This window comes from Pseudoalteromonas sp. NBT06-2, assembly GCF_002276045.1.
Classification (GTDB): Bacteria; Pseudomonadota; Gammaproteobacteria; order Enterobacterales; family Alteromonadaceae; genus Pseudoalteromonas.
Genome location: NZ_NQMR01000043.1, coordinates 1 through 364, shown reverse-complemented (window position 1 = coordinate 364; position 364 = coordinate 1). Strand labels below are relative to the sequence as shown.

2 tRNA genes are annotated in these 364 nt (G+C 36.5%); both read right to left on the bottom strand.

Annotated elements, in window-relative coordinates:
- Positions 1–105: 105 nt before the first annotated feature.
- A tRNA-Leu gene (locus tag CJF42_RS10970) sits at positions 106–190 on the bottom strand.
- 58 nt (positions 191–248) lie between these two features.
- A tRNA-Met gene (locus tag CJF42_RS10965) sits at positions 249–325 on the bottom strand.
- Between the last annotated feature and the right edge of the window lie 39 nt (positions 326–364).

Sequence of the window (364 nt, the reverse complement as noted above, 5' to 3'; positions counted from 1 at the left end):
TGAGCCTGGGAGAAATAGCGAGATCAAAAGGTCTCTTCTACTTTACCGTTTAGCGATATCCCTAAAAATAACTTTGTTGCAGATTGTTTTAATTCAAATCAAGAATGGTGCGGAAAGAGAGACTTGAACTCTCACATCTTGCGATACTGGAACCTAAATCCAGCGCGTCTACCAATTCCGCCACTTCCGCACTTCAATACATTACATTGAAATAATAATAGATTTTAAGTTTCTATTAAACTTTAAAATGGTGGCTACTACGGGATTTGAACCTGTGACCCCATCATTATGAGTGATGTGCTCTAACCAGCTGAGCTAAGTAGCCATATTTTATTTTTGATTATCACTCACTTTAATTAAAAAT